This is a genomic window from Pseudomonas sp. GW823-FHT02E01, from assembly GCF_058797535.1.
The window spans coordinates 1-1,694 of record NZ_JBXAJS010000028.1; the positions used below are offsets into that span (position 1 = coordinate 1).

Annotated in this window: 2 tRNA genes and 1 rRNA gene; all 3 read right to left on the minus strand. The window is 49.2% G+C overall.

The features are described from left to right. Positions 1-1,161 (minus strand): 23S ribosomal RNA (locus tag AC1RDQ_RS28480); the annotation flags it as partial. 233 nt (positions 1,162-1,394) lie between these two features. Beyond that, positions 1,395-1,470, minus strand: a tRNA-Ala gene (locus AC1RDQ_RS28485). 10 nt (positions 1,471-1,480) lie between these two features. After that, a tRNA-Ile gene (locus AC1RDQ_RS28490) sits at positions 1,481-1,557 on the minus strand. Between the last annotated feature and the right edge of the window lie 137 nt (positions 1,558-1,694).

Here is a 1,694-nt window from a genome sequence, read left to right on the forward strand (position 1 = left end):
TGATACCCGTAGCTTCGGTGTATGGTTTGAGCCCCGTTACATCTTCCGCGCAGGCCGACTCGACTAGTGAGCTATTACGCTTTCTTTAAAGGGTGGCTGCTTCTAAGCCAACCTCCTAGCTGTCTAAGCCTTCCCACATCGTTTCCCACTTAACCATAACTTTGGGACCTTAGCTGACGGTCTGGGTTGTTTCCCTTTTCACGACGGACGTTAGCACCCGCCGTGTGTCTCCCATGCTCGGCACTTGTAGGTATTCGGAGTTTGCATCGGTTTGGTAAGTCGGGATGACCCCCTAGCCGAAACAGTGCTCTACCCCCTACAGTGATACATGAGGCGCTACCTAAATAGCTTTCGAGGAGAACCAGCTATCTCCGAGCTTGATTAGCCTTTCACTCCGATCCACAGGTCATCCGCTAACTTTTCAACGGTAGTCGGTTCGGTCCTCCAGTCAGTGTTACCTAACCTTCAACCTGCCCATGGATAGATCGCCCGGTTTCGGGTCTATTCCCAGCGACTAGACGCCCTATTAAGACTCGCTTTCGCTACGCCTCCCCTATTCGGTTAAGCTCGCCACTGAAAATAAGTCGCTGACCCATTATACAAAAGGTACGCAGTCACCCAACAAAGTGGGCTCCCACTGCTTGTACGCATACGGTTTCAGGATCTATTTCACTCCCCTCTCCGGGGTTCTTTTCGCCTTTCCCTCACGGTACTAGTTCACTATCGGTCAGTCAGTAGTATTTAGCCTTGGAGGATGGTCCCCCCATATTCAGACAAAGTTTCTCGTGCTCCGTCCTACTCGATTTCATGACCAAGAGATTTTCGCGTACAGGGCTATCACCCACTATGGCCGCACTTTCCAGAGCGTTCCGCTAATCTCAAAGCCACTTAAGGGCTAGTCCCCGTTCGCTCGCCACTACTAAGGGAATCTCGGTTGATTTCTTTTCCTCAGGGTACTTAGATGTTTCAGTTCCCCTGGTTCGCCTCTTGCACCTATGTATTCAGTACAAGATAACCATCTTATGATGGCTGGGTTCCCCCATTCAGACATCTCCGGATCAAAGTCTGTTTGCCGACTCCCCGAAGCTTTTCGCAGGCTACCACGTCTTTCATCGCCTCTGACTGCCAAGGCATCCACCGTATGCGCTTCTTCACTTGACCATATAACCCCAAGCAATCTGGTTATACTATGAAGACGACATTCGCCGAAAATTCGAATTTCTCAACTAAGAGAACTCACAAATTTTACCTTAGCCTGATCCGTTACCAGTGAAAGTAACGTTCAGTCTATCTTTCTATCACATACCCAAATTTTTAAAGAACGAACTAGTCAAAGACTAGAAATCAACATTCACGCTGGAATATTCATTTCTAAACTTTCAGAAGCAGTTATATGGTGGAGCCAAACGGGATCGAACCGTTGACCTCCTGCGTGCAAGGCAGGCGCTCTCCCAGCTGAGCTATGGCCCCATAACAAAATTGGTGGGTCTGGGCAGATTCGAACTGCCGACCTCACCCTTATCAGGGGTGCGCTCTAACCAACTGAGCTACAGACCCAATTTCGAGCGCGTAACTGTTAGCTTGGAGCTATCAGCTTGGAGCTTAAAGCTGCTTCTATCGTCTTCTTCAATGAATCAAGCAATTCGTGTGGGAACTTATGGAGCAGCTGAGTCGTCGATTAAGGAGGTGATCCA